The sequence below is a fragment of the Oceaniglobus roseus genome (assembly GCF_002869745.1).
In the GTDB taxonomy this organism is placed as follows: domain Bacteria; phylum Pseudomonadota; class Alphaproteobacteria; order Rhodobacterales; family Rhodobacteraceae; genus Oceaniglobus; species Oceaniglobus roseus.
This window is the reverse complement of sequence record NZ_PNOS01000001.1, coordinates 1-24,912: the sequence shown is the minus strand read 5'-3', so window position 1 is coordinate 24,912 and position 24,912 is coordinate 1. Positions and strand designations below refer to the sequence as shown.

Annotated in this window: 21 protein-coding genes and 2 pseudogenes; 14 read left to right on the top strand and 9 right to left on the bottom strand. The window is 67.7% G+C overall.

What is annotated here, in order from left to right:
• Window positions 1–609 (bottom strand): ribosome maturation factor RimP, encoded by a 609-nt coding sequence (gene rimP / locus A7B20_RS00115; RefSeq protein ID WP_102106513.1) that lies wholly within the window; start codon window positions 607–609, stop codon window positions 1–3.
• A gap of 256 nt (window positions 610–865) precedes the next feature.
• Between rimP and A7B20_RS00110 the strand changes: the two genes are divergently transcribed.
• On the top strand, window positions 866–1,966 hold the full coding sequence (locus A7B20_RS00110; protein WP_245866423.1) for an AI-2E family transporter: 1,101 nt from the start codon (window positions 866–868) through the stop codon (window positions 1,964–1,966).
• 295 nt (window positions 1,967–2,261) lie between these two features.
• On the opposite strand, the gene flbT is transcribed toward A7B20_RS00110, so the two are convergent.
• The 5 genes from flbT to A7B20_RS00085 form a co-directional block, all read right to left on the bottom strand.
• Complete coding sequence (flbT, locus tag A7B20_RS00105; RefSeq protein ID WP_102106511.1) at window positions 2,262–2,666, bottom strand: flagellar biosynthesis repressor FlbT; 405 nt, start codon at window positions 2,664–2,666, stop codon at window positions 2,262–2,264.
• A complete protein-coding gene (gene flaF / locus A7B20_RS00100) occupies window positions 2,663–3,025 on the bottom strand; it encodes a flagellar biosynthesis regulator FlaF (protein WP_102106510.1) in 363 nt (120 codons plus the stop codon). The genes flbT and flaF overlap by 4 nt, the downstream gene beginning before the upstream one ends.
• An 85-nt stretch (window positions 3,026–3,110) precedes the next feature.
• A complete protein-coding gene (locus A7B20_RS00095) occupies window positions 3,111–4,322 on the bottom strand; it encodes a flagellin (RefSeq protein ID WP_102106509.1) in 1,212 nt (403 codons plus the stop codon).
• 217 nt (window positions 4,323–4,539) lie between these two features.
• On the bottom strand, window positions 4,540–4,881 hold the full coding sequence (locus A7B20_RS00090; RefSeq protein WP_102106508.1) for a hypothetical protein: 342 nt from the start codon (window positions 4,879–4,881) through the stop codon (window positions 4,540–4,542).
• Window positions 4,871–5,155, bottom strand: a complete 285-nt coding sequence (locus A7B20_RS00085) for a rod-binding protein (protein WP_425437114.1) — start codon at window positions 5,153–5,155, stop codon at window positions 4,871–4,873. The genes A7B20_RS00090 and A7B20_RS00085 overlap by 11 nt, the downstream gene beginning before the upstream one ends.
• Window positions 5,156–7,426: 2,271 nt before the next feature.
• On the opposite strand from A7B20_RS00085, the gene fliK reads away from it, so the two are divergent.
• The 3 genes from fliK to A7B20_RS00070 all read left to right on the top strand — a co-directional run bounded on the left by fliK (window position 7,427) and on the right by A7B20_RS00070 (window position 9,591).
• Entirely contained in the window at window positions 7,427–7,807 is a 381-nt protein-coding gene (fliK, locus tag A7B20_RS21145; RefSeq protein ID WP_157937566.1) for a flagellar hook-length control protein FliK, read from the top strand.
• A gap of 9 nt (window positions 7,808–7,816) precedes the next feature.
• The gene (locus A7B20_RS00075) at window positions 7,817–8,491 is read left to right on the top strand and encodes a flagellar hook capping FlgD N-terminal domain-containing protein (protein WP_102106506.1); all 675 of its coding nucleotides are present in this window, start codon (window positions 7,817–7,819) and stop codon (window positions 8,489–8,491) included.
• A 182-nt stretch (window positions 8,492–8,673) separates the two neighbouring features.
• Window positions 8,674–9,591 carry a phosphotransferase family protein gene (locus A7B20_RS00070; RefSeq protein ID WP_157937565.1) on the top strand — a complete coding sequence of 306 codons (918 nt, stop codon included), beginning with the start codon at window positions 8,674–8,676 and terminating at the stop codon, window positions 9,589–9,591.
• Here the strand turns inward: A7B20_RS00070 and ubiB are convergent.
• Window positions 9,559–11,097 (bottom strand): 2-polyprenylphenol 6-hydroxylase, encoded by a 1,539-nt coding sequence (gene ubiB / locus A7B20_RS00065; protein ID WP_102106504.1) that lies wholly within the window; start codon window positions 11,095–11,097, stop codon window positions 9,559–9,561. The two genes, A7B20_RS00070 and ubiB, sit on opposite strands and share 33 nt — an antisense overlap.
• A 1-nt stretch (window position 11,098) precedes the next feature.
• Window positions 11,099–11,857 carry a bifunctional demethylmenaquinone methyltransferase/2-methoxy-6-polyprenyl-1,4-benzoquinol methylase UbiE gene (ubiE, locus tag A7B20_RS00060; protein ID WP_102106503.1) on the bottom strand — a complete coding sequence of 253 codons (759 nt, stop codon included), beginning with the start codon at window positions 11,855–11,857 and terminating at the stop codon, window positions 11,099–11,101.
• Window positions 11,858–11,933: 76 nt separating this feature from the next.
• On the opposite strand from ubiE, the gene mutM reads away from it, so the two are divergent.
• The 9 genes from mutM to A7B20_RS00015 all read left to right on the top strand — a co-directional run bounded on the left by mutM (window position 11,934) and on the right by A7B20_RS00015 (window position 22,670).
• Window positions 11,934–12,785, top strand: coding sequence for a bifunctional DNA-formamidopyrimidine glycosylase/DNA-(apurinic or apyrimidinic site) lyase (mutM, locus tag A7B20_RS00055; RefSeq protein WP_102106502.1), 852 nt, complete (start codon window positions 11,934–11,936; stop codon window positions 12,783–12,785).
• Window positions 12,786–12,850: 65 nt separating this feature from the next.
• Window positions 12,851–13,627, top strand: coding sequence for an enoyl-CoA hydratase (locus tag A7B20_RS00050; protein WP_102106501.1), 777 nt, complete (start codon window positions 12,851–12,853; stop codon window positions 13,625–13,627).
• Window positions 13,628–13,795: 168 nt separating this feature from the next.
• Window positions 13,796–14,059 carry a 30S ribosomal protein S20 gene (gene rpsT, locus A7B20_RS00045; RefSeq protein WP_102106500.1) on the top strand — a complete coding sequence of 88 codons (264 nt, stop codon included), beginning with the start codon at window positions 13,796–13,798 and terminating at the stop codon, window positions 14,057–14,059.
• Window positions 14,060–14,728: 669 nt separating this feature from the next.
• Complete coding sequence (gene dnaA / locus A7B20_RS00040) at window positions 14,729–16,123, top strand: chromosomal replication initiator protein DnaA (protein ID WP_102106499.1); 1,395 nt, start codon at window positions 14,729–14,731, stop codon at window positions 16,121–16,123.
• A gap of 135 nt (window positions 16,124–16,258) precedes the next feature.
• On the top strand, window positions 16,259–17,377 hold the full coding sequence (dnaN, locus tag A7B20_RS00035) for a DNA polymerase III subunit beta (protein WP_102106498.1): 1,119 nt from the start codon (window positions 16,259–16,261) through the stop codon (window positions 17,375–17,377).
• A gap of 56 nt (window positions 17,378–17,433) precedes the next feature.
• Complete coding sequence (gene recF / locus A7B20_RS00030) at window positions 17,434–18,540, top strand: DNA replication/repair protein RecF (RefSeq protein WP_102106497.1); 1,107 nt, start codon at window positions 17,434–17,436, stop codon at window positions 18,538–18,540.
• A gap of 63 nt (window positions 18,541–18,603) precedes the next feature.
• On the top strand, window positions 18,604–19,227 hold the full coding sequence (locus A7B20_RS00025; protein WP_102106496.1) for a LysE family translocator: 624 nt from the start codon (window positions 18,604–18,606) through the stop codon (window positions 19,225–19,227).
• Between the two features lie 119 nt (window positions 19,228–19,346).
• A complete protein-coding gene (gene gyrB, locus A7B20_RS00020) occupies window positions 19,347–21,764 on the top strand; it encodes a DNA topoisomerase (ATP-hydrolyzing) subunit B (RefSeq protein WP_102106495.1) in 2,418 nt (805 codons plus the stop codon).
• Window positions 21,765–21,851: 87 nt separating this feature from the next.
• A complete protein-coding gene (locus A7B20_RS00015; RefSeq protein ID WP_102106494.1) occupies window positions 21,852–22,670 on the top strand; it encodes an AbiJ-related protein in 819 nt (272 codons plus the stop codon).
• Here A7B20_RS00015 and A7B20_RS00010 read toward each other — a convergent pair.
• Window positions 22,660–23,755: pseudogene (locus A7B20_RS00010) on the bottom strand (IS3 family transposase); the annotation flags it as partial. The gene A7B20_RS00015 and the pseudogene A7B20_RS00010 overlap by 11 nt on opposite strands.
• Before the next feature lie 82 nt (window positions 23,756–23,837).
• Between A7B20_RS00010 and A7B20_RS00005 the strand changes: the two are divergent.
• A pseudogene (locus tag A7B20_RS00005) lies at window positions 23,838–24,862 on the top strand (IS256 family transposase); the annotation flags it as partial.
• Window positions 24,863–24,912: the final 50 nt, after the last annotated feature.

Sequence of the window (24,912 nt, the reverse complement as noted above, 5' to 3'; positions counted from 1 at the left end):
TCAGTTCTCCCTTGGGGCCTTGGCGGCCGTGTCATCGTCTTCGTCTTCATCGTCCAGCACGGTTTCCACCGCGTCGAACTGCGATTCGTCGATCTGGCCAGCGTCCTTGCGGCTGCGCAGGACGTCGCGGATCAGATCCTCGGTCAGCACCAGCTTGGCGTCCGAAAGCCAGTCGAACTGGAGACCGATCGTGCCTTCCTCGATCTCGATCAGCACCTCGCTGCCGTCGATCCCGGCAAGGATGCCCTTGAAGCGGCGGCGGCCGTCGATCATTTCCGAGGTCTCGAGCTTGGCCTCGTAGCCCTGCCAGTCGTCGAAATCCTTCAGCCGGGTCAGCGGCCGGTCGATGCCGGGGCTCGACACCTCGAGGGTATAGGCATCCTCGATCGGATCCTCGACGTCGAGGTGGGCCGAGACCGCGGTCGAGATGCGCGCGCAGTCGTCCACCTCGATCCCGCCGCCGGGGCGGTCGGCCATGATCTGCACAGTGGGTGTCTTGCCGCCCATGTAGCGGACGCGCACAAGCTCGAACCCGAGATCCTCGATAACGGGGGTGATGACCTCCGCAAGGCGGCGGTCGATGCTGGCCTTTGCAATCATGTCGGACATGCGATCAGCCTTCGGTCTGGGTGACGCGCCTGGCGTGCAGGCACAAAAAAACGGGCGCGCGGCCCGTCACCAAACTCCGGTGGTGCCTTCGGGTTTGGACCCCGACGCGCCGCTATGGCACCGCATATACGTCTGCGGGGCCGAAGGTGCAAGGCCCGTCTTGTTCGCGGCCTTGTTCGCGGCGCGGCGGAACCCTGGAGGGGGCCGCGCGTTGCGTGTCGTGCGACCCTGCACAGCCTCCGGAGACCCCCGCGTCGTGAGCTCCCCCACAGAACCGAGCACTCCCGAAACCGAAGAACTGAGAAAGATCCGTCTCGCCCTGTCCTGGCTTCTCGTCTTCGTCGCCTTCACCGTCATATACTTCGCCCGCGAACTGATGTTCCCGGTCTTCCTCGGCGTGATGCTGGCGCTGACCTTCAGCCCGGTCGTGCGCGGGCTGGGCCGCATCGGCATCCCGGCGCCGGCAACGGCCGTCCTGGTCATGCTGACCCTCGGGACCACCGGCTTCGTCGCGGCCTATTTCGCCAGCGGACCAATCTCCGAATGGCTCGAGGACCTGCCCGCGATGGGACAGGAACTGCAGTACAAGCTCGCCGGGCTGAACGATTCGGTCGAGAAGATCAAGGACGCCTCCAAGAACGTCGAGGAAATGGCGACGCCCGGGAAGGACGAAGCGGTGCGGGAAGTCGCCGTCGACCGGCCCGGATTCCTGTCGATGGCGGCGAGCGGTGCGATGACCATGTTGACCAGCCTGCTGGTGGCGCTGGTGCTCGCGACCTTCCTGCTGGCGTCGGGAACCCTGTTTCACGAGAAGCTGGTGCAGTCCTTCTCCCGGTTCGAGGACAAGAAGACCGCGCTCATGGTCGTGAAGGACGTGGAGCGGCGGATCTCCCGCTATCTGCTCAGCATCACCGTCATCAACGCGGGGCTCGGGGTCTGCATCGGCTTCGCGATGTGGCTGGTCGGGATGCCGAACTGGCTGATCTGGGGTCTGCTGGCCTTCCTTCTGAACTTCCTGCCCTTCGTCGGCGCCGTCGTGGGCGTAATCCTCGTGGCCGGAGTGGCGCTTTTGACCTTCGACAGCCCCGGCTACGCGCTGCTGGCGCCCTTCTCCTACCTCATGCTGACGTCGATCGAGGGGCAGTTCGTCACGCCGACGCTGCTGGGCCGCAGCCTGGAGCTCAACACCGTCTCGGTGTTCCTGGCGGTCGTGCTCTGGGGTTGGCTCTGGGGCGTACCCGGAGCGCTCATGGCGGTGCCGTTCCTGGTCACCTTCAAGGTGCTCTGCGACAACGTGCCGGTCCTGCGGATCGTCGGAAACTTCCTCGGCTCCCAGTCGCCGCTTCGCGACGCGTAGCGGCGCCTTGGCAGTGGGCGTTCCGGCCGGGTGAACCGCGGGGCGCTCCTGTCGCCGCGTTCGAAACCCGGCCCTGCGTCAAGCGTCAGGCTGGGTTTCGAACTTGGACAGGGCAATCCCTGCATCCTGGCTCGGGTCCGCGCGCGGTTTCGCACCCCGGCGGCTTCGCGCCGTTCCACGTATCCGCAGGGGCCCGAAGCACGGACTGTCTCGGTAAACCCCGTTCTCCGCCGTCCCGGGCGCTCGCGCCGATGGCGGAGAAGACCCTGCTCCGTCGCCGTCGCCGCCGCGGTCTTCACCTGGCGCCGATGGCGAAAAGGGCCTCCTCGAAAGGAAGAAGCATGCGGAGGTGCTTCAGCACGTAATAGTGCTGGTTCTGCTGCACGGCATCCCTGGCCCGGGAAAGCCAGTCCTGGCTGTCCCGGTCGCGCAGGACCTGCGACAGCTGGGCGATCCCGTTCAGCAGTTGCGGATTGGCGTCGTCGGGATCGGCTTCTCCGGACAGGACGAGCTGCGCGATGTAGCAGACGCGGCGCACCGGCGTGTTGATCTCGTCGGGATGCAGCGCGTCGCGCAGCCGCAGGATGTTGGCGCCCGGGGTGACGATGTTGAGCCGCCCCCGGCGGCTGCCGTTCTCGATCACGGCGCCGTTTATCAGCACCCGCTCGTTCGGGGCGAGTTTCAGGACCAGTCCGCTCATCCCGCGGACCTCTGCTGGCGTAGTCCTGCCATCACCGCGCTGTTGATGTCCACCAGGACATCCGCGGTCGCATCGCCGGCAAGAACCTTGCGGCTGTGATGCGAGGTGAATTCGGACAGGTAGAAGATGCGGGCGCGCAGGGCGCCGGGAAGGCGGTTGCCGTCGCCCGCGACATCCGCCGCGAGGAGGCCCCAGAGCCTTCGGTTCTCGTAGACCGCGCGCGCCATTTCGGCGGGGTTCCTTGCGGACCTGAGCGCCGTCGTGACCTTCACGAAAGCCTCGTACTCGGTACATTGGGCGGTGCGAAGCGGCGCCGCGACAGGCGAGTAGGCCGTTTTGGCGAGTTGAAGAGCGTTCACGTCTTTTCCTTCATCGCGAGAGCGTGTTCAGGGGCCCATTGGCTGGCGGGCAAGGCCGTCAGGACGACGGCCTTGCCCCTCGACCTCAGCGGAACAGAGACAGGATCGACTGCGGCGCCTGGTTGGCGATCGACAGGGCCTGAACACCCAGCTGTTGCTGCACCTGGAGCGCCTGGAGCCGGGCCGAGGCCTCCTCCATGTCGGCGTCGACCAGCGATCCGATCCCGGCCTTGAGCGAGTCCGTCAGGCTGGAGATGAAGTTCGACTGGGTCTCGATCCGGCCCTGGACCGAACCGAAGGCCGCCGAGGCGCTGATCGCCGTGTCGATCAGGGTCTCGATCGTGCCGAGGGCGGCCGTGGCATTGGCCTGGGTCGTCACGTCGATGGTGGCCAGGCCGCCCAGACCCCCCGAACCGGCATTCTGGAACTGCCCGCTGATGGCGATGTCCGTGGTGCCGGCGTTGGTGAAGTCCAGCGTACCGGGGGTGCCGCTGTCGTAGTCGACGGTCAGACCGGCAATGCCGAGCTCGTCGATCTTCGCCTTCAGGGCCACCGCAACGATGTCGGCGGTGGTGGTCGATGCCGCGTCGTCGGCGGTGATGGTGTAGGACACCTCCTCTTCGCCGATCCGCAGCGACACGCGGTCGCCCGCGGCGAAGGCCGCCCCGTTCTCGGCGATCTCGATCTGCTCGTTGCCGCCGCCGGCATCCAGCGGGAAGGCCACGGTGTCGCCCGCCGCCGAGCTGCCGCTGGAGCTGCCCGAGAAGATGTCGTTGGCGACATAGCCGCCCGAGGACAGGTCCTGCGCAGTCACGGTGATCTGCGACGCGGTCACGGCGCCTGTGGAGTCGCGGTCGAGCGAGGCCAGGATGGTCGAGTTGGCGACGCTGCCATCCACCAGGTTCAGGCCGTTGAACTGCGCCGCCGAGACGACCGAGTTGATCTGGTTGCGCAGCTGGGTGACGTCGTCGTTGATCTTCGTGCGATCGACGTTGTCTTCCTGGGCCGCGACGATCTTCTCCTTCATCTGCGTCAGCAGCTCGGTCACGGTTTCCGAGGCGTTGCGCGCCACGGCCACCGTCGATTCGCCGAGCGCGAGGCTGTCGGAGATGCCCTTGAAGCCGCGGACGTCGGACTCCATGACCTTGGAGATCGACCAGATGGCCGAGTTGTCCTTCGCATTCGCGATGGACTTGCCGGTCGAGATTTCGGACTGCGTCTTCTCCAGGCCCGAGTTGATGGACTTGAGGCTCTGCAGCGCGACCATCGCGCCGGTGTTGGTCAGAATACTGGACATTGTTGTTCCTTTGACAAGCCGGTGCTTTTGCACCCGTGGTCATGCCCTCCCCCCTCTACGGGCGCGGACATGGAGTGAGTCATTCTGACGTGGACACCGCAGTTGCGGACCTGGCCGGATCTGCGCGATCACCCTGCTGGTGACTAAGGAGACAATCGCGCGGAACCTCTAACAACTCGATAATCCGATCCCGGATACTCCTTCAAATGCCACCGGCTCAGGCGCGTCGGTGCAGGGTGCCGACCGGACACCCGAGATCCTGGCGCGCCCCGTCGGCCGAATAGATCCTCGTCGCGCTGCCGCGGGCCACCTGTTCCAGCCTGTCCCGCACCGCGGAAAGCCCCTGCCGTGCCGCAACCAGCAAGTGTTCGTTGCGCCGTCCGAGCGTCAGGAGTCGGTCCAGCCGGGCCTTGTCCGGCGGCGCCTTGCCGACGGCATCCAGCAGCGCGGGCTTGCGCCGGGCGATCCCCTCAAGCCGGTCGAGCGCACCCGCGACCAGGGCCGCCCGCTCTTCCTCGAGCAGCGATTCAAGCCGGCGCGCGGCGCGGTCAGCGGCCATCGTCGCGGACCTTCAGGGCATTGAAGAGATGTTCGGCCAGACCGATCCCGCCGGCACTGACCATCCGCTCTGCCTGGGCGCGACGCAGGAACGAGGCAAACTGCTCTTCCCCGGCACCGCCACCGAAAAGATTGCGTGGCGCGGCGACTCCTGCCGCCTTCAGCATCTCGGTGAGAAAATCGACCTCGACCTGCTGTGCGGCGCGGTGCAGGGCGCGGTCGCGCAGCGCGGGATCGGGGGGTGCCGGGTGCAGAACGGACATGACGGGCGGCATGGAATCTCCTCCTTGGCTGACCCAAGAAAACGCCCGAGCGGTAAAGATCGAGTAACCAAAGGCTGTCATGACGGTGTGGAAACCATCAGGTAAGGCACCAGAATGGACCGTCTCGTTTCTGCGGACATGCCCCGGGCATCGCTTTCCAGGCCGATACCGGCGAGTCAGGGGGAAGCCGCCGCCCGGCCGGAACGCGCTGCGCGCTTCCTTTATCGCTATGAGCGCACGCCGGAATCCGCCCTGCGCGACACGGCGGTCGCCGCCCGCCGGCGGTCCGGCCCCGATCACGCCGGGGACGAGCATCACGGAGGTCCGGCGAACGGGGTTGGCGGGGGCGAAGGCCCTTCGGGACCGGAGCCGGAAACCGATATGCGGGACCGGCCGGAGCCGCCTTTGCCCGGGGACGGAACGGCCATTCCCGCCATCGCAGGAGTGGATCCATCACCAGGGGGCGAGATGTCGGCTTCGCGATTCTCCCTGCCTCCTGCGCCGGGCGCCGCCCCTTTCGTTCCGGGCGTTCCGCCACCCGATTCGAGCCTGCCTTCGCGGGCGGGGCCTGTCGAGGCCGCCGTGCCGGTTGCGTACCGTTCCCCGTCCTCGGAAGGCGCAGCTTCGACGCCGGACACTGCAGATCCTGTCGGTTCGGCCTGGTTGCGCCACGGATCTCCGTCCCTTGCGCGGGGTGCGACCGGCGGCATTCCCGCCTCGCCTCCGGCCATGCGGGAACAGCCTCGGGTGACCCTTTCGGATGTCGCCAGAACTCTGGTGCACTCCGGCGGAGACCGGGGCGGAACAGCGCCGAATGACGTCCCGCACGCCCTTCCATCATCAAGGCCCTTTACGCCGCTGGCGGCGTCTGAAGTGGGCCCTGAGGGCCAGGCGGGCGCCGAATCGCGGCCGAAACGTGGGGCTGCGGGCGCGGCGCGGACGATGCCCGACGTCGTCGCCTCGACGCACCGGCCGATGCGGACCGCGATGGATCGGGCGGACGGGCTGCTGGCGGATGGTCCGCGGGGCGATGCGGAAAGCGTCACGGGGCGTCCCCGGGCGGTTTCCGAGACAGCGGCCGTGGTTCGCAGCCATGTCGCGGTGACAGAGGGTGGTGCAGAAGCTGCAAAGGGTCGTGCGGCCCTGTCGCAAGACCCGCCCTCCGCCGATCCGACGCGCGCCGCAGACCGGTCGGTGCCGGGCCAGATGGGAGCGTCCGCCGCTTCCGCTGAGGCCCGTGTGATCGCGTCGGTGGCCGGGTCGGGCGCACAGGTTGCGGGACACCCCAGGGAACAGGGGGACGCATCGGCCGAACGCCCGATGGCGCGGTCCGGCGGACATGCGTCGGACGCGGCCGACGCGACGCGAACGGATCCGGGGCGGGCCGTCCCGGCGACGTCCCCGACCCGTCCGCCTGATGCCCGGTCCGTGACCTTGTCGCCTGACCCGTCCGGACCGGCCGGGCGAGGTCCGGCCGTGACTACGGAGATCGCGCCGAAGCCGGCCGCACCGCAAGCGGCAGGGACAACCGCGGACGACCGGTCAAGAGCGGCGGAGGTGCCGCCGCTGCGCATGACACCGGCGCCCGACCCAGCGCTCCATGCCGGGCGCAGGGATCCAAAGCCGGCCTGGCAGACCGGCGCTGCCGGAGCGGTCAGGCCGGAACCCGGGCCGAGGGTGACCACGACTCCGCGCCCGGCACCCGCTGCATCCTCGCCGTTGCCGGATGCGACCGGGGCGAAGAGGATCCTGGGGCCGCAGGCCACGGCACAGCACCCGGTCGCGCTCCCTGCCGGATCGCCCGGGTCCGCCCCCGATATCTTCCCGGCTCGTCCCGTAGAGCAATCGACGAGGGACGGTCGGGACGGGGCGACGCGCGACGTGGACAGGACGCTCTCCGCTGCGGGGCCGGACACCCGGAACGCGATGGCGGAACGGCCGGTGCCGCCGACGTCTCTCCGATCCTCCGGGGATCCGGCGCGCCGTGACGACCCATCCCCTGCGACGCCGGATCCGACCCGTCTCGGGTTGGCGGCGCCGCGGAAAGTTTCGACGTCCGGACCGGCCTCACCGTTCACGGGATCGACGACGCGCAAACCCGCGACCGAGGCGGGACCGCTGCCCGGTCTTGCGCAAGCGCGCGCAGGCGTCACGGGCGACGTGGCGGAGCCGGAAGAGGCAGGCGGGTTGGAGACGCCGGCCGGGACCGGACAGGCTGAACCTCGTGCCGCCACCCTTGCACCGCAGACGGCTGCCGTACCGTTCCGGGGCACACCCGCAGCCGTGCTGCACCAGATCGTCCTCGCCAGCCCCGGTCTGAAGGACGGGCCGATCGAGATTTCGCTGGCGCCCGACGAACTCGGTCGGCTGCGCATGACGCTGCATCCGCAGGACGGCGCGATGACACTGACCTTCGCGGCCGACAGGGACGACACGCTCGCGCTGTTGCGCCGCCATGTCGACATGCTGGCCGCCGATCTGCGCGATCTCGGCTTCGGAACCCTTGATTTCCGGTTCGGACCCAGTGGCGACGGCGCTGCGGGCGGCTTTGCCCGGCCGGGCGAAAACGCGCCTTCCGGGTCCAGCGATGCGGCGGTCGCCCCCGCCGCCGTGCCGCCAGGCCGCCCCGCGGCCACTTCGGCCCGCCTCGACATCCGCCTCTGAGGAGCGACCATGGACATCCAGCCAACGAACGCCGCCACATCCGTCTCTGCCGGGTTCCCGACCGCGTCATCGGGCGCTCTCTCGTCAGATTTCGACACGTTTCTGAAGATGCTGACGACCCAGATCAGGAACCAGGACCCGCTGAACCCGACCAATCCCGAGGATTTCGCCGTCCAGCTCGCGACCTTCGCGGGGGTCGAGCAGCAGGTCCGCACCAACGATCTTCTCGAACAGATCCGCCAGCAGAGCGGGCAGGGCAGCCTGACCGACATGGTGCAATGGATCGGTCTGGAGGTGCGGGCCGACATGCCGGCCGAGCTGTCCGGTTCGCCGATCGACCTTGCCCTGCCCGTGCCGCTGGCAGGAGAGCGCCACGAGTTGGTGGCCTACGACCGGTTCGGCAGCGAGGTCTACCGGGGCGCCGTCGATCCGGAAGAGGGGACAGCCGCCTGGCCCGGACTGGACGACAACGGCGTGCCCCTGCCGCGGGGCCTCTACATCTTCTCGCTCGAGAGTTTCGAGGGCGACTCGCTCGTCTCGACTGCGCCGGTCGAGGCCTATGCCCCCGTGCGCGAGGTCCGTCGCGACGGGCGGGACCTGCTGCTGGTCTTCGACGGCGGGGTGGAGCGGCGGTCGGGCGACATTTCGGGCGTGCGCGACCGAGACGCCTCCGCAGGTGTCTGAGCGCGCGGTGCCACCGGGCGGGACCGCCCTGCCGACGGCCCGCTTCCGGCAGACGCGGGGGCGTCGGAATCCGACCGCCACGGCTGCGTGTCCCGCACAGGACGCGTCGCCTGCCTGCGCCCCTTGCGTCGGCGGCCCGACTTCCCCAAGCCTTGGCCGCGACGGATGCGGGGGACGATGACGTGCAGAGAGATCCGGAACGGGAGCGCCCGGTCGACCAGGCGGCCCCGCCGCCATTGGACCTGCGGCGCAGGCTGGAGCAGGATGGCCTGATTCCGGACGACGCGCAGTGGACGGTGCTTTCGGGCGGGCGGACGAACCGGGTCTGGCGGCTGGATCCGCGCGGCGATGGCGGCCCGCTGGTGTGCAAGATCGGCAGCGCCGGGACCGACACGCCGCTGTTCCCGAACGACCCCGCAGCCGAGGCGGCGGCGCTGGTCCATCTTGCGGGCACGGGCCTGGCGCCCGAGCCGCTGGGCAGCCTGTGCGAAGGTGACGTCGCCTGCCTGGTCTACCGGTTCCAGCCCGGCGCCACCTGGAAGACCGACGTGGCGGGCGTGGCGCAGAGCCTGGCGCGGGTCCACCGATGCAAGCCGCCGCCCCGGGTGCGTCGGGTGCGCGCCGCGCCCGACGAGATCCTGAAGGATGCCGCCCGCGTGGTCGCGCAATTGCCGCCCGGGCTGCGCGAGAGGCTTGCAGCCCTGTGTCCTCGTCCCCGCGCCGCGGAGCACGCGGCGGACGTCTTCCTCCATGGCGATCCAGTGCCGGGCAACATCCTGTGCCCGCCCGGCGGCGGAGCCCCGGTGCTGATCGACTGGCAATGCCCGGCCATCGGCGACCCGGTGCACGACGCGGCGATCTTCCTGTCTCCGGCGATGCAGCGTCTGGGCCGGGGGCGGCCGCTGGACGCGGCGGAACGTCGGCAGTTCCTTCACCGTCTCGGGGGCGAGGCGCTGGCGGCGCGCTTCGCGCTGCTCGAACCGCTGCTGACCTGGCGCATGGCGGCGCATTGTGCCTGGCGTCTGGCGCGGGGCGAGGCCGACTATGCCGCGGCGCTGGACGCGGAGCTAGAACACCTGAAGCAGATCGCCGATCCATAGACCGGCCAGCACCGCCGCCGCGCCCGTGGCGACCAGCGCCACCGATTCCCAGCGGCTGCGGCGTCGCTCGATCACCTGCGGCTCGTTCCGGCGCATCAGGATCTCTTCCGCCAGGTGCGGCAGCTGCGGGCCGAAACGGCCCAGCACCTGCACCGTGCGCGTCAGGTCGCGCAGCAGCGCCTTCGGGCCGATGTTGGTCTTGATGTAGTCCTCGACGATGGGCTGGGCGACCTGCCAGATGTTGATCTGCGGATAGAGCGAGCGGGACACGCCCTCGACCACCACCATGGTGCGTTGCAGCAGGATCAGCTCGGTCCGCGTCTCCATCCCGAAGCGTTCCGTCACCTCGAAGAGGTATGTCAGCAGGCGCGCCATCGAGATGCGGGTGGCGTCCATGCCGAAGATCGGCTCGCCCACGGCACGCAGCGCGCGGGCGAATTCGTCGATGTCCTTGTCGCGGGGGACGTATCCCGCCTCGAAATGCACCTCGGCGACGCGGCGGTAATCCTTGCGGATGAAGCCGAACAGGATCTCCGCATAGACCCGGCGGGTGTATTCGTCGAGCCGCCCCATGATCCCGAAGTCGAGCGCGATGATGTCGCCGTTCGGCGCGATCTTCAGGTTTCCCTGGTGCATGTCGGCGTGGAAGAACCCGTCGCGCAGGGCGTGGTTCAGGAACAGGCGCAGCACCCGTTCGCCGAGGGCCTTGCGGTCGTGGCCCGCAGCCTCGATCGCGGCGATGTCGCCGGCGCCGAGTCCGGTGGCCCATTCCGAGGTCATAACCCGGCGGGCCGAGAGGAACCATTCCACCTTCGGGACGCGGAAGCCCTCGTCCTTCGCGGTGTTCGCGGCGAACTCGGCCGAGGAGGAGGTTTCCATCCTCAGGTCCAGCTCGCCCTTCACCACGCCCTCGAAGTGGGTGATGACGTCGGTGGGACGCAGGCGGCGTGTGGCGGGGGCCAGGATCTCGACCATCCGGGCGGCGAGGTAGAAGGCGTCGACGTCCTTCTGGAACGCCTTCTCGATCCCGGGCCGCAGCACCTTGACGGCGACCTCCTGGCCGCTGTCGCGCAGCCGCGCGTGGTGCACCTGGGCGATGGAGGCCGCGGCGACGGGTTCGGAGAAGGAGGAGAACAGCGTGTCGACCTCGATCTCCAGCTCGTGCTCGATCGTCTCGCGCGCCTCGGCGACGGAGAAGGGCGGCAGCTTGTCCTGGAGCACGCGCAGCTGCGCCGCCAGCTCTTCGCCCACCACGTCGGGGCGGGTCGACAGCACCTGTCCGAACTTGATGTAGGCGGGCCCGAGCGCGGTGAGCGCGCGGGTCGCGGGCGGCTGCGACGGATCGCCCTTGTAGCCGAGCCAGCGGAACGGCACGGCCAGGAACCGCGCGGCGAAGCGCAGCGAGGGCGGCGCGTCGAACGCCTCGAGCACGAGGTTCATCGCGCCGGTCCGCTCCAGCGTGGCGCCGGTGCGGATCAGCCGCAGGATGTTGTGGGGGCCCCTCACGTCAGAGCTTCCACCCCGAATGCAGCGCGGCGACCCCCATGGTCAGGTTGCGGTACTTCACCTGCCCGAAACCGGCCGTGCGGATCATGGCGGCGAAGGTCTCCTGGTCGGGGAACTTGCGGATCGATTCGACGAGGTACTGGTAGCTTGCGCGGTCCCCGGCCACGACCTGCCCCATGGCGGGGATGACGTTGAAGGAATAGCGATCGTAGGCCCACTGCATCGCCGGGTTCGGCAGCTGCGAGAACTCCAGCACCATCAGCCGCCCGCCGGTCTTCAGCACGCGGAAGGCCTCGGACAGGGCGACTTCGGGGCGGGTGACGTTCCGGATCCCGAAGGAGATCGTGTAGACGTCGAAGGAGGCGTCGGGGAAGGGCAGGGCCATGGCATCGCCCACGACCCATTCGAGGCTGCCCGCCATCTGCTCGGCCTCGGCCCGCTTGCGCCCCGCCTCGAGCATCGATTCGGTCATGTCGCACACCACGGCGGTGGCCGAGGGCGCGCGGTTCAGGAAGCGGAAGGCGACGTCGCCGGTGCCCCCCGCCACGTCCAGCAGGCGCTGGCCCGGCCGTGGCGCCAGCCAGTCCATCATCGCGTCCTTCCACAGCCGGTGCACGCCGCCCGACATGAGGTCGTTCATGATGTCGTACTTGCTGGCGACATTGGTGAAGATGCCGTGGACACGGCCCGCCTTCTCGCCCTCGGGGATGTCCTGGAACCCGAAGTGGGTCGTGCGGGGGGCGTCGTCGTTCTCACTCATCGGGGCTTGCGATCCTCTGAAACTCCCCCCTCTTATAGGGCGCTCACGGGGTGTTACAATTGCAGGGGGGAGAAGCGTGCCGGAATTGCCCGAAGTCGAGACGGTTCGTCGCGGGCTGGCGCCGGTGCTGGAGGGCGGGCGGATCGCGCTGGCCCGGGTGAACCGCGCCGACCTGCGCTGGCCCTTCCCGCCGGACATGGCGGCGCGGCTGACGGGGCGGCGCGTGCTGCGGCTTGGTCGGCGGTCGAAGTACCTGATGGCCGATCTCGACAGCGGCGAGACGCTGATCGTGCATCTCGGCATGTCGGGGCGGATGCTGGTCTCGGGCGATCCGCTGGGGCAGTTCCACCACGACCATCCGGCGCCCGAGAAGCACGACCACGTCGTGCTGGAGATGGAGGGCGGCGCCCGCGTCACCTTCAACGATCCCCGCCGGTTCGGAGCCATGGACCTTGTGGCGACGGAGAGGGCCGAGGACCACTGGCTGCTGTCGCGCATCGGTCCCGAACCCTTCGGCAACGCCTTCAACGAGTCCTACCTGACGCAGGCGCTGAAGGCGCGGCGCACGCCGGTCAAGGCGGCGCTGCTGGACCAGCGGCTGGTGGCGGGCCTCGGCAACATATATGTGTGCGAAACGCTGCACCGGGCAGGAATATCGCCGCGGCGCAAGGCGGCGAATCTGTCGCCCCGGCGCATCGCGAGCCTGGTCCCGGTGATCCGCGCGGTGCTGGAGGAGGCGATCGAGGCGGGCGGCTCTTCCCTGCGCGATCACCGGCAAAGCAATGGAGAACTTGGATATTTCCAGCACCGCTTCCGGGTCTACGACCGCGAGGGGCAGCCCTGTGTCACGCCGGACTGCCCGGGCACCGTGGCGCGGATCGTGCAATCGGGGCGGTCGACCTTCCATTGTCCGGTCTGCCAAAGATAGCTTGAAACACCCGCGATCCCTGATAAGGCTTCGGGTCCAGTGCCCACAGCGAAAGCCGACAGCCCATGGCCTACAAGACGATCGTCGTCGAGATTGCTGACCACATCGCCCTGATCAGGCTGAACCGCCCGGATGCCCTGAACGCCCTCAACTCCGCCCTGCTGGAAGAACTCGCCGACGCGGTGCGCGAGGCGGATGCGAACGACAAGGTGCGTTGCCTTGTGCTGACCGGCTCGGAAAAGGCCTTTGCGGCGGGGGCGGACATCAAGGAGATGTCCGAGAAGAGCTTCACCGACGTCTACGCGGGCGAGATGTTCGTCGCCCAGACCCGGGCGATCGAGGAGTGCCGCAAGCCCATCATCGCCGCGGTCGCGGGCTATGCGCTGGGCGGGGGATGCGAGCTGGCGATGCTCTGCGACTTCATCATCGCGGCCGATACCGCGAAGTTCGGCCAGCCCGAGATCAACCTCGGCGTGATCGCCGGAATCGGCGGCACCCAGCGCCTGACCCGGCTCGTCGGCAAGTCGAAGGCGATGGAGATGCACCTGACCGGCCGCTTCATGGACGCCGAGGAGGCCGAGCGCTCGGGCCTCGTCAGCCGTGTCGTGCCCGCGAAGAAGCTGATGGACGAGGCGATGGCGAGCGCCGAGAAGATCGCCGAGAAGTCGCTGCTGGCGGTGATGGCCGCGAAGGAGGCCGTCAACCGCAGCTACGAGACCACGCTGCGCGAGGGCATCCTGCACGAACGCCGCCTGTTCAACGCGATGTTCGCCACCGAGGACCAGAAGGAGGGGATGGCCGCCTTCCTGGAGAAGCGCCAGCCGCAGTTCCGCGACCGCTGAGACGGGAACCGGCGATTCCCGCTATACATCGCCGGCGGCCCGCGCTATAGGGCGCGTCGAAATGCGTGTGAGGCCCGCCCTGGCCGGAATCGCCCGGTAATGAACCCGGGGTCGGAGCTCTCCGCGCGTTACCGCTGTTTTTGAGAATACCGACGAGAGAGAGATCCGATGGCTAACACGCCCCAGTCCAAGAAACGCGCCCGCCAGAACGAACGCCGCTTCGCCGTGAACAAGGCGCGCCGGTCGCGCATCCGCACCTTCCTGCGCAAGGTCGAAGAGGCGATCGCCTCGGGCGATTCCGCCGCCGCGAAGGCCGCGCTCCAGACTGCCCAGCCCGAGCTGATGCGCGGCGTCACCAAGGGCGTGCTGCACAAGAACACCGTCGCCCGGAAGATGTCGCGCCTGTCGAGCCGCGTCAAAGCGCTGGGCTGAGCCGGTCGGCCACGGCCGGACCACATGCCAAACGGATTCTGAGCGTGCCCTTTCCGGGCGCGCTTTTTTGCTGCCCGATGCGCGGAAATGCGCGCAAAATGGCCGCCGCGACACGGCCGCCAGATTCGACTCGGCAATGGTTGAGTCAAGGCGATAGTTCAGTTGCGCAGCCGCGAAACCCCTTGCTACGTTGACGATGCGATTCACGTCGCTTGGGGGGACATGATTGAATCCAGGTCCGGTGGGCAGGGTCGGTTGCGGGAAATCCGCGGCGATCCGAACGCACCGAATCTGACCGACAGCCGCCACTGCCAAGATCTTGGGGAAGATCAGGCTGCTCGGAAATTCGAGCCGATCACATGCTGGTCGGTCTGACCCGGACGCGTAAGCCGGGCATGTCCAAGGTAAAATAACCGCAGGATTGCGGGGTCCGGCCTGTGGGTGCAGCCTCTGCTGCGATCCGGGGGCCGGGTCAGGAACAAAGCCGTGCTTCCACGGGAAGCGCGTCGGGTTCGGTCGTCCTTGTGGCGTTCCGCTCCGGGCGTGCGTGGAGGCAGCCAAGCGATTGAAGCGTCAGCGTCCGGGGCACACTGCCTGCTCCGGGGGCCGGGCAAGCGAGCCAGGCGGTTACTGGCTTAGGGACAGGCGCTTAATTGAGTAAGGCGAAAAATGACGAACGAATCCTGGGGGATCATCCGGCAAGAACTTCGCAAGTCGGTCGGACAGAACAACTACGTCAACTGGATCGAACCGCTTGAGTTCGACGCGCTGGACGACAAGGTCGTCCGTTTCAACGTGCCTTCCGCCTTCCTGGGCACATGGGTCGACCGCAACTTCGGCGAACAGATCCTGCGCCAGATCGGCGTCTCGGGCATCCAGGCGGAGCGGCTGGAGTTCCGCGTGACCGGCAAGCCCGGAGAACGCCCCGCCGCCCGGCCCCGTCCGACGGACGGCCCGTCCGGTGCGACGGTCGTGCCGCTTCCCGACCGGGCGGAACGCGCCGAGCGGGTCGAGCCCGATCTGGGCGGCGCCGCGCTCGACAGCCGGTTCACCTTCGACACCTTCGTCGTCGGCAAGCCGAACGAGCTGGCCCATGCCGCCGCGCGCCGGGTGGCCGAAGGCGGCCCGGTCACCTTCAACCCGCTGTTCCTCTACGGGGGCGTCGGCCTGGGCAAGACGCACCTGATGCAGGCCATCGCCTGGGAGCTCCAGCGCCGCGATCCGAACGTGCGCGTCCTGTATCTCTCGGCCGAGCAGTTCATGTACCGCTTCATCCAGGCGCTCCGGGACCGGCAGATGATGGACTTCAAGCAGATCTTCCGCTCGGTCGACGTGCTGATGGTGGACGACGTGCAGTTCATCGCCGGCAAGGACAGCACCCAGGAGGAGTTCTTCCACACCTTCAACGCGCTGGTGGACCAGCGGAAGCAGATCATCATCTCGGCCGACCGTGCCCCGGGCGAGATCGAGGGGCTGGAGCGGCGCATCGTCAGCCGCCTCCAGTCCGGCCTCGTCGTCGACCTGCACCCGACCAGCTACGAGCTGCGGCTCGGGATCCTGCAGCAGAAGGTCGAACAGTACCACGCGCAGTTCTCGGGCGTGGTCCTGGTCAGCGGCGTGCTCGAGTTCCTGGCCCACCGCATCACCACCAACGTGCGGGTGCTGGAGGGGGCGCTGACCCGGCTCTTCGCCTTCGCCAGCCTGGTCGGCCGCGAGATCGACCTGGCGCTGACGCAGGAATGCCTGACCGACATCCTGCGCCAGAGCGACCGCAAGACCACGGTGGAAGAGATCCAGCGCAAGGTGTCGGACCACTACAACATCCGCCTGTCCGACCTCGTCGGCCCGAAGCGCCTGCGCACCTTCGCGCGGCCGCGGCAGGTGGCGATGTACCTCTGCAAGCAGCTGACGCAGCGCTCCCTCCCCGAGATCGGGCGCCGCTTCGGTGGGCGCGACCACACCACGATCATGCACGGGATCAAGCGGATCGAGGCGCTGAAGGACAGCGACCCGCAGATCGCCGAGGATCTGGAACTGCTGCGCCGGTCCTTCGACGAGCAGTGAGAACGGGCCACACCCGGAAACGAACCGGCGCAGGCCCTTGACGGGCCTGCGAAACATCCGGACAGTCCCACAAAATTCTTGCGCCCTGTCGGAAAGCGGATAGGTTTTCCGCCCCGGCCCCTGATGGAGTGTGACATGAAGCTCAGCATCGAACGCGGTGTGCTGCTCAAGGCGGTGGCGCAGGCCCAGTCGGTGGTCGAGCGCCGCAACACCATCCCGATCCTCGCCAACGTGCTGATGGAGGCCGAGGGCGATACCGTCAGCTTCCGCGCCACCGACCTGGACATCGAGGTGGTCGACAAGGCCCCCTGCAAGGTCGAACGCGCCGGGGCCACCACCGTCAGTGCCGTGACCCTGCACGAGATCGTGCGCAAGCTGCCCGACGGCGCGCTGGTGTCGCTGTCCGACGACGGCGCCTCGGGGCGGCTGGTGGTCGAGGCGGGGCGGTCCAACTTCTCGCTCGCCACGCTGCCGCGCGAGGATTTCCCGGTCATGGCCTCGTCGGAATACACCTCGAACTTCTCCTGCCCCGCGCCGGTGCTGCGGCGACTGTTCGACAAGTCGAAATTCGCGATCTCGACCGAGGAGACGCGGTATTACCTCAACGGCGTCTACATGCACGTCGCCGAGGAGGGGGGCGAAATGACCCTGCGCTGCGTGGCGACCGACGGCCACCGCCTGGCCCGGATCGACGCGCCGCTGCCGGTGAACGCCGAAGGCATGCCGGGCGTGATCGTGCCGCGCAAGACCGTGGGCGAGTTGCGCAAGCTGCTGGACGACGACGAGGCGCAGATCGCCGTGTCGGTGTCCGAGACCAAGGTGCGTTTCGCCACGCCGACGATCACCCTGACCTCGAAGGTCATCGACGGCACCTTCCCCGACTATTCCCGCGTAATCCCCAAGGGCAACACGCGCCGGATGGAGGTCGACGCGGGCGACTTCGCCAAGGCGGTCGACCGGGTGGCGACCGTCAGCTCGGAACGCTCGCGCGCCGTGAAGATGCAGCTCGACGACGACAGGCTGGTGCTGTCGGTGAACGCACCGGACAGCGGCAACGCGGAAGAGGAGCTGGTCGTCGCCTATCACGACGAGAAGCTCGAGATCGGCTTCAACGCCCGCTACCTGCTGGAGATCGCCAACCAGGTGGACCGCGAGAACGCGGTGTTCATGTTCAACTCGTCCGGCGACCCGACGCTGATGCAGGAGGGGAACGACCCCTCGGCCGTCTACGTCGTCATGCCGATGCGCGTGTGACCGGCCGCGGACGCTCCGCGGGGAGTATTTCTGCAAAGAAGAAACCAGGGGCGTGAATGGCCACCCTGGCGGTGACGCAGTTGCAGCTGTCGCACTTCCGCTCGCACCGGCGGCTGTCGCTGGAGCTGGGCGGCCGACCCGTGGCCGTCTACGGGCCGAACGGGGCGGGCAAGACCAACCTGATCGAGGCGGTGTCGCTCCTGTCGCCGGGCCGCGGGCTGCGGCGCGCTTCGGCTGACGAGCTGTCGCGGCGGCCCGAGGCGCTGGGCTGGCGGATCGGTGCCACGGTGACGGGGCCGGGCGGGCTGCACGAGATCGACACCCGGGCCGAGGCGGGCCGTCCGCGCGAGACGCGGATCGACGGCAAGGCGATGCCGCAGGTGGCGCTGGGGCGGGTGGTGCGGATGCTGTGGCTGGTGCCCTCCATGGACCGGCTCTGGATCGAGGGCGCGGACGGGCGGCGGCGGTTCTGGGACCGCATGACCATGAGCTTCGATCCGGACCATGGCGAGGCGGTGCTGGCCTACGAGAAGGCGATGCGCGAGCGGAACCGGCTTCTGAAGGACATGGTGCGCGATCCAGCATGGTATGGCGCTCTGGAGGCGCAGATGGCCGACAGCGGCGCGCGGATCGTCGCGGCGCGGCAGGCGGCGCTTCAGCGGGTGATGGCGGCGCAGGAGGCGGCACCGACGGATTTCCCAATCAGCGCGCTTTCGGCCCTCTCGCCCGAGGACGACCCGGCGGACAGGTCCGAGGACCTGGCTGACCGGCTGGCACGCGGGCGGGCGCGCGACATGGCGGCGGGGCGCACGCTGAGTGGGCCGCACCGCGCCGACCTTGGCGCCGTCTTTACCGCCAAGGGGGTGCCCGCGGCCCAGTGTTCGACCGGCGAGCAGAAGGCGCTGCTGATCTCGCTGATCCTCGCCAACGCGCGCGCGCTGGCCGAGGACACGGGCGCCGCGCCGGTGCTGCTGCTGGACGAGGTCGCCGCGCACCTCGACGAGGGGCGGCGGGCGGCGCTGTTCGACGAGCTGTGCGCGCTGAAGGCGCAGACCTGGATGACCGGCACCGGGGCCGACCTGTTCACCGACCTGCGCGACCGGGCCGAGCGGCTGGAGGTCACCGAGCGGGGCGGCGAATCCGTGGTGACGCGGCACGGCTGACACCGGATTGACACCACGGGCCGCAGCGTCAATCTGCGCCGGGCCAGTCCCGGAGCCCGCGCCATGACCGTTTCCGCCGCCGATCTCGCCCTTTACGCCGGTGCGCTGGTGGTACTGTTCTTCACGCCGGGCCCCGTCTGGATGGCGCTGACCGCCCGGGCGCTTTCGGGCGGCTTCCACGCCGCCTGGCCGCTTGCCCTGGGTGTCGTGGTGGGCGACGCGCTCTGGCCGCTCCTGGCGATCCTCGGCGTCACCTGGGTGGTCTCGGTCTTCTCGGGCTTCATGCTGGTGCTGAAGTGGGTCGCCGTCCTGGTCTTCGTGGCCATGGGGGTGCTGCTGATCCGCCACGCCGACCGCAGCATCGCGGGCGACAGCCGCCTGACCCGGCCCGGCATGTGGGCAGGCTTCGCCGCCGGCGTGGCCGTGATCCTCGGCAATCCGAAGGCGATCCTGTTCTACATGGGCGTGCTGCCGGGCTTCTTCGACCTGACCCGCTTCACCGCCGCCGACATCGCGGCGGTGGTCGCCATCTCCATCGTCGTGCCGCTGCTCGGCAACCTCTGCTTCGCCCTGTTCATCGACCGCGCCCGCCGCCTGCTGAGCTCGCCGCAGGCCCTCCGGCGCACCAACCTGACGGCGGGCGTCCTGCTGATCCTCGTCGGCATCCTGATCGCGGTGACAGCCTGAACCTTTCCGCGCGAGATGCCGTGAAAAGCGGTGCCCGAGGCCCCAAATATTGGGTCATCGGCGTGACATCGGGTGGCGAAACCCCTATAAGTCGCGCACAACAACAAGCGCAGGCATCCATGTCCGACACACCGCACGTCCCCGAAGAATACGGCGCCGATTCCATCAAGGTTCTCAAGGGCCTGGATGCCGTGCGCAAACGTCCGGGGATGTACATCGGCGACACCGACGACGGCTCGGGCCTGCACCACATGGTTTACGAGGTCGTCGACAACGGCATCGACGAGGCGCTGGCGGGCCATGCCGACGCCGTGACGGTCCGGATTCATGCCGACAGCTCCGTCTCGGTCAGCGACAACGGCCGCGGCATCCCGGTCGGCATCCACGAGGAGGAAGGCGTCTCGGCGGCCGAGGTCATCATGACCCAGCTGCACGCGGGCGGGAAGTTCGACCAGAACTCCTACAAGGTGTCGGGCGGCCTGCACGGCGTCGGCGTCTCGGTCGTGAACGCGCTCTCGGACTGGCTGGAGCTTCGCATCTGGCGCGACGGCAAGGAGCATCACGCCCGGTTCGAACGCGGCGACACGGTGAAGTCGCTGGAGGTCGTCGGCCCCGCCGACGGCCGCAAGGGGACCGAGGTGCGCTTCCTCGCCTCCACCACCACCTTCTCGAACCTCGACTACAGCTTCAAGACGCTGGAAGCCCGCCTGCGCGAGCTTGCCTTCCTCAACTCCGGCGTCCGCATCATCCTGGAGGACGAGCGCCCGGCCGAGCCGCTGCGCAGCGAGATGTTCTACGAGGGCGGCGTGCGCGAGTTCGTCAAGTACCTCGACCGCTCGAAGACCGCGATGATCGAGGAGCCGATCTACATCATGGGCGAGAAGGACGGGATCACCGTCGAGGTCGCGATGTGGTGGAACGACAGCTACAACGAGATGGTGCTCCCCTTCACCAACAACATTCCCCAGCGGGACGGCGGCACGCACCTTGCGGGCTTCCGCGGCGCGCTGACGCGGACGATGAACCTTTACGCGGGCTCCTCGGGGATGGCGAAGAAGGAGAAGGTCAACTTCACCGGCGACGACGCCCGCGAGGGGCTGACCTGCGTGCTGTCGGTCAAGGTGCCGGACCCCAAGTTCTCGAGCCAGACCAAGGACAAGCTGGTCTCGTCCGAAGTGCGCCCGGCGGTCGAGGGTCTGGTGAACGAGAAGCTGGCCGAGTGGTTCGAGGAAAACCCGGCCATGGCCAAGCAGATCATCGGCAAGGTGATCGAGGCCGCCCTGGCCCGCGAGGCCGCCCGCAAGGCGCGCGAGATGACGCGGAAGAAATCCGCGCTCGACGTCGCCTCGCTGCCCGGAAAGCTGGCCGACTGCCAGGTGAAGGATCCGGGCCAGCGCGAGATCTTCCTCGTCGAGGGCGACTCGGCCGGCGGGTCGGCGAAACAGGGACGGGCCCGGTTCAACCAGGCGGTCCTGCCGCTGAGGGGCAAGATCCTGAACGTCGAGCGGGCGCGCTTCGACCGGATGCTGGGCAGCCAGGAGATCGGCACGCTGATCACCGCGCTCGGCACCGGGATCGGCCGGGACGAGTTCGACGTCTCGAAGCTGCGCTATCACAAGATCATCATCATGACGGATGCCGACGTCGACGGCGCCCACATCCGTACGCTGCTGCTGACCTTCTTCTTCCGCCAGATGCCAGAGATCATCGAGGGCGGGTACCTCTACATCGCGCAGCCGCCGCTCTACAAGGTCGCCCGCGGCAAGTCCGAGGTCTACCTGAAGGACCAGGCCGCGCTGGAGGACTACCTGATCCAGCAGGGTGTCGACGGCGCCATGCTGCGGCTTGGCACAGGGGAAGAGATCGTGGGCGCCGACCTGGCCCGCATCGTCGAGGAGGCGCGCACGGTGCGCCGCATCCTGTCGGCCTTCCCGACGCATTACCCGCAGCGGATCCTCGAACAGTCGGCCATCGCCGGGGCCTTCGTGCCGGGGCAGGTGGATTCCGACCTCCAAGGCACCGCCGACCGCGTGGCCGACCGGCTGGACCTGATCGCCGCGGAGTACGAGAAGGGCTGGCGCGGCCGCATCACCCAGGACCACGGCATCCGCCTGGCCCGCGTCCTGCGCGGGGTCGAGGAGGTGAGGACGCTCGACGGCCAGGTGCTGCGCTCGGGCGAGGCGCGGCGGCTCGGCAGCCATACCGATGCCCTGCGCGACGTCTACCGCGACCCGGCCAAGCTGGTGCGCAAGGACCGCGACATGCTGATCCACGGACCGCTCGAACTGCTCGACGCGATCCTTAAGGAAGGCGAGAAGGGCCTGAGCCTGCAGCGCTACAAGGGCCTCGGAGAGATGAACCCCGACCAGCTCTGGGAAACGACGCTGGACCCCGAGGCGCGCACGCTGCTCCAGGTCCGGGTCGAGGACGTGGCCGAGGCCGACGACATCTTCACCAAGCTGATGGGCGACGTCGTCGAACCCCGCCGCGACTTCATCCGCTCCAACGCGCTGAACGTGGAAAACCTGGACTTCTGAAGGTATGTAGGCGCGCGCGTAATCGTGCGCGATCCCCATAAGTTTGCGCGATTTGCTTAAAGGTCTGCGCGGGCAGGGCTGAAACCTATGAGATACCTGAGCATCAGACGCGAGATCGAAGGCAGCCTGCCCACTGTGGCAGAGCTCCTTCGCCAGAAAGGCGAGCCCGATGCCCTCCGTGCTGTGAGCCAGGCGGACATCGAGATCGACGAAGTTGGCTACGACAACTGGAACGGTGGCACCGAGCTCTGGACTGTCTTCCTTCGCGTCCCGGTCAGCGTTTTCGTATCGATCGAGGACCGCCGGGACGAGATCGCCGGGATCATCTCGAAGAACCTCGAGATCGTCACGGGCAAGGACAATGGATACTGGGTGAGCGCGGAGATCTCGCCGATGCGTGCGCCGCCGCCGGGTCGGCGCCTACCGGACGGGAAGATCAGCGAACGGACGCGCGCGGCCATCCTCGATGAAATGCGTGCCAGGGAAACTGTCTGGCACGGTGCCTTGGATGAGATCGCTTTCCTCAGCCGCATCTTTGATCTGACCTCCCTACCTTCTCATGACAGCCGGTTCCAGAACGCCGAGCAGGACATCTGGCAGCACTGCATCAACAACTTCGACTGGCCACAGGACTGGGTCTACAGTGACCCGCGCTTCCGTCTCTATGCTGCCGATCAGGATATCTTCCTGACGTTCATCTGCGAGGTTCTTCATCCCATCGTCCGCAAAAACGACTTGGAGCAGGACGCGCTCGCCAGGGCGTTCAATGGTCACCTGCGGGCTGACGGGTGGGAGCTCGTCGAGGATGCCATCATCGATGGCCGGCCGGCTTATGTGCACTGCTCCCCAACCTTCGACCGCCGGAAGCTGGATTTTTCCGGCTCTTTTCCGATGACGGGCTGGTGACGCCATCGGGATAATGCATGGCGATCGGGACGTTGTATCCGATCGCGCTGTGGGGTCGGTCCTCGTTATAGTGCCTGCGCCAATCCTCCAGCTTTTCGCGGGCGTCGGCAAGGCTCATGAACCAGTGGGCGTTCAGGCATTCCGCCCTGAGCTTCGAGTTGAATGCCTCGATGAAGCCGTTGTCGGTCGGTTTCCCGGGCCGTGAGAAGTCCAGCGTGACGTCGTTGGCATAGGCCCAGAGATCGAGGTCGCGGGAGATGAACTCGCTGCCGTTGTCGACCCTGATCGTCTTCGGATAGCCGACCCTGGCGCAGACACTTTCCAGCGTCTGCACGACATCCTCGCCGCGGTAGGCGAAGCGGGGATCGGCCGCCGGGCAGAGCCGGGAATGGGTGTCGATCACGGTCAGGATGCGGAGCTTCTTGCCCATGGCGAGCTGGTCGTGCACGAAGTCCATCGCCCATACATCGTTCGGCCCGATCGCTTCCTGGCGGTCCTCTCGCAGCTTCGCCTTCACCCTGCGCTTCGGGTGCTTGTTCCGCAGCTGAAGGCCCAACTCATTGTAAATCCTGCGGGTCTTCTTCATGTTGATCACCCATCCCTCGCGTCGCAGCAGGACATGGACGCGGCGATAACCATAGCGCACCCGCGTCTCGCATATCTCCCTGATCCGCCTCGCGACGGCAGCCTGGTCCGTCCGCCGGGACTTGTAGTGGTAGCTGGACGTCTCGAAGCAGATGGCCCCACAAGCCTTCCGGATCGACACGCCCCAGTCGACGCACATCCCGGTCACGATCTCTCGCAGACGGCCAGGCCTCAGAGCTTTCGCCGGATGACGTGCCTCACAACATCTCCCGGTCGAGCGTCAGGTCGGCGACGATCTTCTTCAGCCGGCTGTTCTCGTCCTCGAGCGCCTTCAGCCGCCGCATCTCGTCCGGCAGCAACCCGCCGTATCGCTTCTTCCAGTTGAAGTAAGTCGCCTGGCTGATCCCCGCCTTGCGGCAGATCTCCGCGACCGGTGTGCCTTCCTCGCCCTGCTTCAGGATGAACGCCTTCTGCGCCTCCGTGAACTTCGATGCCTTCATGCGATTCCGCTCCTCTCCCAGCCAGGAAAGCTTAGCGGGAAACTCCAGCCTCAAACGGTCCAGTTTTCAGGGGGCAGAGCAGCCGAAGCTCCGGCAGGGCAGCTACTTTCCCGGCTTCCTCGAGGCCCGCAAGACCTCGGAGCAAGCGCTGGTCGCGGTCATTCAGGAGGCGTGGATCGGCGGGGTATCGACCCGGCGTGTCGATGATCTGGTCCAGGCGATGGGGCTCTCGGGCATTTCGAAGAGCACGGTTTCAAAGCTCTGCGTTCGCCAGGGGCCTCGGACCGATGGCGGCCCATGGCTCACCATCGACGAGCGCGTCGGCGAGTTCCTGAACCGCCCGCTCAGCGGCGAGTGGCCCTATCTCTGGCTGGATGCCACCTATCTCAAGGTCCGCCAGGGCGGGCGCATCGTGCCGGTCGCAGCCATAATCGCCGTCGCCGCCAACACCGAGGGGCGGCGCGAGATCATCGGTCTGGGGATCGGACCTTCGGAGGCCGAGACCTTCTGGACCGAGTTCCTGCGCTCGCTGAAGGCCCGTGGCCTCGGCGGTATCAGGTTGGTCATCAGCGATTCGCATACCGGTCTCAAGGCCGCCATTGCCCGGGTCTTTGAGGGTGAGCTTGCGAACGGCAAAGATGTCGCGTTCACTGGATGAGGCACGCACTCGCGCATGTCTCCCGCGGTCAGCACACCGTCGTCGCCGCCGCGATCCGGCAGGTCTTCGACCAGCCCGACCGCGCCCATGCCGGCGAGACCTGGCGCAAGGTCTCCGAGCAGCTGCGTCCACGCTGGCCCAAGCTCGCCGACCTGATGGACGCAAGCGAACACGACGTGCTGGCTTACACGTCCTTTCCCCGACAGCATCGCACGAAACTGCATTCGACCAACCCGATCGAACGCCTCAACAAGGAGGTGAAGCGCCGGGCAGACGTCGTCGGCATCTTTCCGAACGAGGCTTCCATCATGCGCCTGATCGGCGCGGTGCTGTTCGAACAGAACGACGAATGGCAGACCGCAAGCCGCTACATGATGGTCGAGGCCTTCGCCCAGATCGACACCGAAGAGATCGACCCCATTCTCAGCATCACAACAGAAGCCGCCTGATCATGCACTCAGGCCATCCGCGAAATTACACCAACTTGACGGACGTGACC